Source organism: Rhizobacter sp. P2_G4 (assembly GCF_056403575.1).
Window position 1 is genome coordinate 1,394,922 of record NZ_JBFUFG010000002.1, and the last position, 8,577, is coordinate 1,403,498.

General features: G+C 60.2%; 6 protein-coding genes. All 6 read left to right on the forward strand.

Translation table 11 applies throughout. The annotated features are described in order from the left end of the window. Positions 1-120 precede the first annotated feature (120 nt). On the forward strand, positions 121-2,352 hold the full coding sequence (locus AC1DYS_RS12910; protein ID WP_477899560.1) for an ABC transporter substrate-binding protein: 2,232 nt from the start codon (positions 121-123) through the stop codon (positions 2,350-2,352). Positions 2,353-2,377: 25 nt separating this feature from the next. Next, positions 2,378-3,361, forward strand: coding sequence for an ABC transporter permease (locus tag AC1DYS_RS12915; RefSeq protein WP_477899562.1), 984 nt, complete (start codon positions 2,378-2,380; stop codon positions 3,359-3,361). Between the two features lie 17 nt (positions 3,362-3,378). Beyond that, complete coding sequence (locus AC1DYS_RS12920) at positions 3,379-4,818, forward strand: ABC transporter permease (RefSeq protein ID WP_477899564.1); 1,440 nt, start codon at positions 3,379-3,381, stop codon at positions 4,816-4,818. 7 nt (positions 4,819-4,825) lie between these two features. Continuing rightward, positions 4,826-6,661 carry an ABC transporter ATP-binding protein gene (locus AC1DYS_RS12925; protein ID WP_477899566.1) on the forward strand — a complete coding sequence of 612 codons (1,836 nt, stop codon included), beginning with the start codon at positions 4,826-4,828 and terminating at the stop codon, positions 6,659-6,661. Further along, positions 6,658-7,980 (forward strand): aspartyl/asparaginyl beta-hydroxylase domain-containing protein, encoded by a 1,323-nt coding sequence (locus AC1DYS_RS12930; protein WP_477899568.1) that lies wholly within the window; start codon positions 6,658-6,660, stop codon positions 7,978-7,980. Before AC1DYS_RS12925 ends, AC1DYS_RS12930 begins: the two co-directional genes overlap by 4 nt. 346 nt (positions 7,981-8,326) lie before the next feature. Then, on the forward strand, positions 8,327-8,577 hold a 251-nt coding region (locus AC1DYS_RS12935), incomplete at its 3' end, for a hypothetical protein (RefSeq protein ID WP_477899570.1).

Consider the following 8,577-nt stretch of genomic DNA (forward strand, 5'->3'; position numbering starts at 1 on the left):
TCCGCAGCGCTCGCCTCGAGCAGCCACTGGGCACAACCCGGTGGTTGCCGCAGGCGCTTTTATTTGTTGTCTTCGCATCGTCTATCCGCACAGTGCGAAGGCCGGAGTTGGAGAGATTTCATGGGCGCATCATTGCGTCGTTTGCGAGCCGGGCTGTCCGCTGCCCTGATGATGGCGTGGGTCTTGGCCGCAACGGGGTGCAACAACAGCCCTTGGCCAGATGACATGGCCGCCACCAACACCTCGTTTTCAGCAGTCATCGAGAACTCTCCGCGTCACCTGGATCCGACGGCGTCGTACTGGTCCAACGACACGCCATACACCTATCAGATCTACGAACCGCTTTACGGGTATCACTACCTCAAGCGGCCATTCGTTCTGGTGCCCAAGGCCGCACAGGAGGTGGTGAAGCCGACCTACCTCGACAAGGAAGGCAAGCCCCTCCCTGCCGATGCGCCCGGCGAACTGGTGGCCGAGAGCGTGTATGACATTCCCATCAAGCCCGGGATCATGTTCCAGCCGCATCCAGCGTTCGCGAAGGACGAGCAGGGCCGCTACTACTACCACTCCATGAAGCCGGGCGAGCTTGGTTCGCGTACGAGCCCGCTGCAATTCGAACACCAGGGCACGCGCGAACTGGTCGCCGATGACTTCGTCTACGCGCTCAAGCGCCACGCCACCACGCGCATCACGACGCCGATCGCAGGCATCTTTTCCGAATATGTACTGRGCCTGAAGGACTACATGGCGCTCGTCAAGGACGAAGACGCCAAGCTGCGCAAGGGCCTCGACCCAGCAAGCCTAGACAAGCCCTTCCTCGATTTCCGCCGGTGGCCGCTCGCGGGGGCCACGGCGCCTGACAAGCATCTGCTGCGCGTTCGCATCGTCGGCAAGTATCCGCAGTGGAATTACTGGATGTCGATGACGTTCGTGGCACCGGTGCCGTGGGAGGCCGATGCCTTCTACGCCCAGCCCGGCATGGCCGGTGTGGGCCTCACGCTCGACACCTGGCCTGTGGGCACCGGGCCATACATGATGACCGAGTTCGTCAAGGACCGGCGCCATGTGATGAAGCGCAACCCCAACTACCGCGGCGAACCGTATCCCTGCGAGGGCATGCCGGGCGACAAGGAAGCCGGGCTGCTCGATGACTGCGGCAAGCCGACGCCGTTCATCGACAGCTACGTTTCCACGATCGAGCGCGAAGCCGTGCCGCAAAAAGGCAAGTTCCGCCAGGGCTTCTACGACATCGAGGTGTTCGAGAGAACCGACACCGGCATGGACTATCTGGTCTCCATGGACGACTCACCCGAGGTGAAACGCGAGTACGAAGAGAAAGGCTTCCGACTCAACAAATTTGCCGATACCCACAGCTGGTTCATCGGCTTCAACATGCTTGATCCGGTGATCGGCAAGGGTGAGACACCCGAGCAGCAAGTGAAGAACCGCAAGCTGCGCCAAGCCATTTCGATCGCGATGGACTGGGAAGAATATTCCAAGGTCTTCCCGCGAAAGGGCGGTGAGACTGCGATGGGGCCATTGCCCGCGGGCATCTTCGGCTCGCGGCATGGCACGCCGGAAGATGTCAACCCGGTCACGCACAAGGTGGTCGACGGCAAGGTCGTGCGCCGCTCGATCGAAGAGGCGAAACGCCTGCTCGCCGAAGCCGGCTACCCCGATGGCCGCGACGAAAAAACCGGGCGGCCGTTGGTCGTCAATTACGACTACTTCGCTCCGCCCACACCCGAACGTAAGCCCGAGATCGATTGGGTGGTGCGGCAGTTCGCCAAGATCAACATCCAGCTCGAGGTGCGTGCCACCGACAACAACCAGTTCCAGGACAAGGTGCGCAAGGGCAAGCACCAGGTCTTCTGGCTCGGCTGGCTCGCCGACTACCCGGATGCCGAGAACTTCATGTTCCTGCTCTACGGGCCGAACGGCAAGACGTGCTGCGATGGCGAGAACACCGGCAACTACGCCAACGCCGAATACGACCGCCTGTTCACTCAGATGAAGCTGCTCGACGACGGCCCGAAGAAGCAGGCCGTGATCGACCAGATGGTGAAGATCGTTCAAGACGACGCGGCATGGTCGTTTGGCTACTTCCCGTATTCCTCGGCCGCGGTGCAAGGCTGGGTTCACAACTCCAAGCCTGCCGTGCTCGTGCGGGACCCTGGTCGTTATCTGCGCATCGACGTGCCGCAACGCGTCAGCATGCTGCGCGAGTGGAACAAGCCTGTCTGGTGGCCGCTGGTCGCCTTTGGTGTGCTTGCCCTTGCGGCCCTGCTGGTGGCCCGCCGCATGCTGAGCCGCCGCGAGCGCACCAATGCACGTGGCGAAGTGCTGGCCTGAAGCAACCGACGACTAGACCGCACCGATGCTTTCCTTCTTCATCCGCCGCCTGATCTACGGCGTGCTCATTCTGCTGGGCGTGAACCTGGCAACCTTCTTTCTCTTCTTCACCGTCAACACGCCTGACGACATGGCTCGCCTGAACATCGGCGGAAAGCGCGTGACGCAAGAGCTGATCGAGAAATGGAAAGCCGAGCGCGGCTACGACAAGCCGCTCTATTACAACGAAGACAAGCAGGGCGGCGAGCGCATCACCGACACCATCTTCTGGGAACGGTCTGTCTCGCTGTTCTCGCTGAACTTCGGCCGCGCCGATTCCGAGAGCGCTGGCAATATCGGCAACGAAGTCAAGTCGCGCATGTGGGTGAGCTTGCAGATGGCTTTGCCTCTGTTCATTCTGCAGGTGATTGCCAGCACGGCGTTCGCACTGATGCTGGTGATGTTCCGCCACACGCGGCTCGATTTTTGGGGTGTGGTGAGTTGCGTGGTGATGCTGTCAATCTCGAGTCTGTTCTACATCATCGTGGGCCAGGTGCTGTTCTCGCGCATCTTCAAGCTGGCGCCCATCTCCGGCTATGCGCCAGGGCTCGATGTATTCAAGTTCTTGCTGCTGCCGATTTGCTTGTCTCTGGTAGCTCGCCTCGGAACCGAAGCACGTTTGTACCGGGCGATGTTCCTGGAAGAGATCGGTCGCGACTATGTGCGTACCGCTCGCGCGAAGGGTCTGTCCGAGGTCACCGTGTTGTTCCGCCATGTGCTGCGCAATGCCTTGATCCCCATCATCACCAGCGCCGGCGCCTACCTGCCTTATGTGTTCATGGGCAGCCTGGTGTTCGAGAGCTTCTTCGGTCTGCCGGGATTAGGGGCCTATGTGATCGAGGCCATCACCAAGCAAGACTTCGCCATCGTGCGCACGATGGTCTTCCTCGGGTCTGCGCTGTACATCGCCACCTATGTTGCGGTCGACGTCGCCTACACCTGGGCTGACCCGCGCATTCGCCTCGCCTGATCTCAGAAAGCCGCACGATGCCGAAGTTCGTATTGCTGTGGACCGACGTGGCGATCTGGGCGTTGCTTGCGACGCTGGTTCTGTACGCTGTCTTTGTCATTCGATCGCCGGGGTTGGCACGCAACTGGCGCCGCGTGTTCAGTGATCCAGCTGCGCTCGCGTCGTCGGTCGTGTTGATGCTGTGCCTGCTGGTCACGCTGCTGGACAGCGTTCACTACCGCCGTGTCTTACCAGCGGCAGCGGGCTCGTCGAACGCTTCGGTGGCGTACGACGTGCGCACGATTTCATTGCTTGATGCCGCGATGTCGAATCAAGTGGCGTCTCGCGAGGCCTCGTATTCGCGGCCGCTCGCTTACGTCGGATTCATGAAGGAATCGATCGAGGTTGCGGGCAAGGTGGAGCGTCTGCCGCCGCGCCTGGTGCATGGCGGCGCGCACCTTCAGAACCCGGAAGCACAGTGGGCCGGCGATGTGGCGATGCGCATCGTGGTCGGCGTCTTGTCGGGACTGGCGGCCACTGTGACCCTGGCCGCTGTGCTGGCAGCGTTGCTCGCACGGCACCGCAAGGAAGCGTGGGCCGTCACGCTCCGCAGCATCGTGAACGGGGGAAGCGTCATCCCCTGGCATGTGGCTCTGCGGACGACCGCCGTGCTGGCTGTGCTGATCGGCGCTACCGTAGCGCTGATGGCGCAGTACCACGTGTTCGGTACCGATCGCACCGGCAACGACGTGTTGTACCAGGCACTGAAGAGCATTCGCACGGCCTTCGTCATCGGTACGCTTGCCACGGTGGCCACATTGCCGCTGGCGGTGGTGCTGGGCATCATGGCCGGCTACTTCAAGGGCTGGGTCGACGAGGCCATCCAGTACCTCTACACGGTGCTGTCGTCTGTGCCAAATGTTCTGCTGATCGCGGCCTGTGTGCTGATGGTTCAGGTGTTTCTCGACAAGCACCCGGAGCTCTTCGAGACCGGCGTCGAGCGCGCGGACCTGAAGCTCTTCCTGCTGTGCCTTGTGCTCGGTCTTACCGGCTGGGCGGGCYTGTGCCGCCTGCTGCGGGGCGAGACACTCAAGCTGCGTGAACTGGAGTACGTGCAGGCTGCAACCGCCTTCGGTGTGAGCCACACGCGCATCATGATGAGGCACATATTCCCCAACGTGGCGCACTTGATGCTGATCGTCACGGTGCTCGAATTCTCTGCACTGATTCTTTACGAGGCCGTGCTGTCGTACGTGGGCGTCGGCGTTGACCCGTCGATGAACAGCTTCGGCGGCATGATCAATTTGGCCCGCAACGAAATGAGCCTCGATCCGATCGTGTGGTGGTCGTTCGCTGCAGCATTCGGGTTCATGGTCACCTTGGTGCTGGCTGCAAATCTGTTTGCGGACGGTGTGCGGGACGCATTTGACCCACGAGCCAGTACTTTCCGCGTGCGCTTGAAGCGCGCGGCGACCTGAGATCGCCATGCTGAAGATTGATGAACTGAAAGTGGCGCTCGACGCTGATGCTGGCCTGGTCAAAGCCATCGACGGATTGACGTTGTCGATCAAACGTGGCGAGACATTCGCACTGGTTGGCGAATCTGGGTGTGGCAAGAGCATGACGGCGCTGGCCTTGATGCGGCTGCTGCCTGACAACGGGCGTGTCACCCATGGCCAGGTTGCACTGGATGGGGAGGACGTTCTGGGTTTGCCCGAGTCGCAGATGCGTGCTGTTCGCGGCGGCAAGATTGGCATGATTTTCCAGGAGCCAGGGACCAGCCTCAACCCGGTGATGCGTGTCGGCGACCAGATTGTTGAAGCCATCGAGGCTCATACCAGCCTGCGCGGTGCGGCGGCTCGTGCAAAGGCCATCGAGTGGATGGGGAAGGTCGGCATTCCCGAGCCGGCGCGGCGGATCGACGAATATCCGTTTCGCTTGAGCGGTGGACAGAAGCAGCGCGTGATGATCGCGATGACGCTGGCGAGCGAGCCAGATTTCCTCATCGCCGATGAGCCGACAACGGCGCTCGATGTGACCATTCAGGCGCAGATCCTCGACCTGCTGAAGCGCCTGCAGAAAGAGCAGGGCATGGGACTGCTGCTCATCACTCATGACTTGGCTGTGGTGTCGGGCATGGCGGATCGCGTCGCACTGATGTATGCCGGGCAGATCATCGAAGTGGCGACCGCCAAAGACTTCTTTCGCGCGCCCCAACATCCATATGCGCGCCTGCTGTTGAACGCGCTTCCCGATTCCGCCAAGCGAGGTGGCACTCTGGCCGCCATCGCCGGCACCGTTCCTGCGTTGTCGCAGGAGTTTTCTGGGTGCCGTTTCGCGCCGCGTTGCGACCGCGTGAAGCCTGAGTGCGGCAACACGCCGCCCGAGTTGATTCACACAGCGAGCGAGCACGTCGTTCGTTGTCTGCTTTATCGCGATGGTGCGACGCCTGTCGCGACCCAATTGCCAGTTGCAGCAGCGCCTTCTGCGTTGGCGAAGGCGAAAACCGGACAGGTACTGCTTGATGTGCAGCACTTGTCGGTGCGCTTTCCCATCCGTAAAGGTGCATTGCAAAGAACTCGCAACTACTTCAATGCAGTCAATGACGTGTCATTCAGCATCGATTCAGGCGAAACACTTGCACTGGTCGGTGAATCAGGTTGCGGCAAGACCACTACGGGCAAGGCGATTGTGCAATTGCTGCGCCACCAGGCCGAGATCGATGGACAGGCCTTGTTTCAAGGGCAGGATCTTTTCACCTTGCAGGGAGACGCACTGCGCCGTGCGCGAAGTGCCATCCAGATCATCTTTCAGGATCCGTTTGCATCACTGAATCCACGGATGCGTGTGTTCGATGTACTCGAAGAAGGGCTGTTGGCGTTGCGGCCGGAAATGAATTCTGAGCAACGCCGCTCTGAACTCGAAACGCTCGTTGATCGCGTCGGCCTTCGGCGCGATGCGCTGCAGCGATACCCGCATGAGTTCTCGGGTGGCCAACGGCAGCGCATCGCCATAGCCCGTGCCTTGGCGCTGAAGCCAAGCCTGATCGTCTGCGATGAACCGACCTCGGCGCTCGACGTGTCGGTTCAAGCGCAGATCCTCAATCTGCTTCGCGAACTCCAGCGCGAACTTGGCGTGTCCTACCTCTTCATCACCCACAACATCGGCGTAGTGGAGTACATCGCCGATCGAATGGTCGTAATGCAGCAAGGCCGCGTTGAAGAAGCGGGCAGCAGCGACGATGTCTTGAGTCATCCACGATCGGCTTACACGCGGACGTTGTTGGCGGCTGTGCCGCGGATTAGCGAAGCTAGCACATGAGCTCCATCGACCGGGACAAGCGCTTCGAGCAGGCGAGGCACTACGTGCAAGGCGGCCACCTATTGGAGGCTGAATCCGTATATCACTCGATACTGGAGCAGTCGCCAGGCCACGTTCGCGCGTCTAGCGCGTTGGCGCAGTTGGCGCTGTTGCAAGGCAATGCACCTCGGGCGATTCAGGCTCTGCACGACCTAGTGCAAGTGCACCCGAATGATGCCGATCTCGCTCTGGATTATGCGGCTGTATTAGCAGACGCGGGTCAGCTCGCGGACTCAATTGCCTTTGTTGAGTCGCTGGTAACCGCGCACGTTTCCCACTACCCAGCATGGCTCTTTTTAGGCCACGCAAAGGACGCGGCAGGTGATCGCATCGGTGCGCTGCGGGCTTGGTACAAGGCTGTGATCGGGGCGCAGCGCTTAGGCCATTGGAAAGACCCGGAAACGACTMCCACAGGGATTTTGGAGCCGGTGGTTGAGGCTATAGAGCAAGTAAGGGTCGGACGACGTGAACTACTTTTTGATGCCTACGACGACCTGCGAAAGCAGTACGGTGCTGCTGAGTTGAGGCGCGTGGATCGTGCCTTGACGGGGTATCTTCGAGAGTGGAACTCTGCACCGACCGATACCCGGCAGCGCCCCAAGTTCTTCTATTTCCCAGACCTGCCGAATACGGCGTATCACGATCCTGCTCTGCAACCCTGGGCGGAGCGACTGAGGGCCTCGTTCGAAATCATCAGAGATGAGGCAATGCGAGTTTGGCAGGAGGACCAGAGTTTCGAGGGCTTCCTAGAACTCTCCGACAAAGGCCGTCTGAAGGACTATGTGAGAGGAGACGGCGTCGCACCGTCGTGGGAGGCGTTCTTTTTCTATCGTCATGGCGAGCGATTCGATGAGAACCATGTTCGCTGCCCGCGAACAAGCGAATTGTTGGAGTCCATCGACCTGTGCCGCATCGCGGACCAAGCGCCCGAGATCTGTTTCTCGGTGTTGAAGCCCGGGACCCACATTCTTCCCCACTATGGGGTGAGTAATGTTCGGCTTGTCATGCATCTCCCACTACTGGTGCCGTCCGACTGTGCTCTCAACCTCATCGGCGTTGGTGAGCATCAGTGGCAAGAAGGTCGATTGGTCATGTTCGATGACACCTTCCAGCACGAGGCTTGGAATCGCTCGGAGTCGACACGCATCGTGTTGCTGATGGATTGCTGGAATCCGCACCTGACTCGGGTGGAACGGGTCGCCGTCAAACAGCTAATCGAGATCATCAGCGGGTATCAAATGGCCGATCGAGCTGCAAAGCGAAGTGGTGTATGGGGCTGAGACCTTGTTGCGAGCCACCAACGTTGCTCGCTGATCGGCCAAGGTAATTGGCCCAGTATCGGTTCGAATTGGTAGGCGGGAGAGATCTCTAGTTCGAACGAAATCGACCGCTGACCCGCATGCAGCCGTGCTTTCCCAAGGAATGCGTTGACGCAGATGTGCGACCCAACTAGACCGCTCGCTGGCCCCTCAAGGAATACCCTAGACGGCTGAAAGTTGTCGCTCCGTGACAATTCCTTTACATGTTTTCGCAGATGAGCCACAGCAGGTTTACAGAACCGGCATGGGGCTTGCTCGAGGACTTGGTCTATCGATCAACCTTTCTTTGCACAGCACAGGAGATCCCATGTTTAGAAGAACGAAGGTCTATACCGGCGTTTTGGTCGCCCTTGGCGGCTCGCTCGCCATCGGCGCTGCGCCGGCTTTCGGCCAGCAGCAGCTTGAACGGGTAGAGATCACGGGTTCGGCAATTCGCCGCATTGATGCCGAGGCATCGGTGCCGGTTCAAGTCCTCCGCCGGGAAGACATTGCACGAAGTGGCGCTACATCGACTGTGGACCTACTGCAGAAGTTAGCAGTGGTTCAGGGGTCCACAGG